Here is a 358-nt window from a genome sequence, read left to right as displayed (position 1 = left end):
GGTGTAATTCCCATTGCTCAATACTGTGGTTTGTCTGTAGTATTTGTTGCCAACGGTATAAAGCATCGATGAACTCACTTAGATAACCAACGATTTGCCCTTTTAAACCATAACTGTTGTCAAATCCAAGGCTATCTTGCCAAATGCCATTTTCCTCTCTCATAGCAAAGCCTAACAGCATTCTTTCTAAACCAGCTTGCCAAGCATTATAATTTTGTTGTACTTGTTGAGAATATTTTTCTAAACCAAAACGTATCCCTGAATTTTCTACCCAATGACGGATTTGAGATAAATCGTCAAACTCAATATTAAAACTATGACGAATTGCTGGCACATCTAAAAAGGCTAAAACCTCTTC

Annotated in this window: 1 protein-coding gene; it reads right to left on the bottom strand. The window is 36.6% G+C overall.

The genetic code is table 11. The annotated features are described in order from the left end of the window. A partial coding sequence (locus EII42_RS12520) for an exodeoxyribonuclease V subunit gamma (protein ID WP_148098071.1) occupies positions 1–358 on the bottom strand: 358 nt, incomplete at both ends.

Source organism: Tessaracoccus sp. OH4464_COT-324 (genome assembly GCF_003932855.1).
GTDB lineage: Bacteria > Actinomycetota > Actinomycetes > Propionibacteriales > Propionibacteriaceae > Arachnia.
This window is presented reverse-complemented; position numbering and strand designations above follow the sequence as displayed.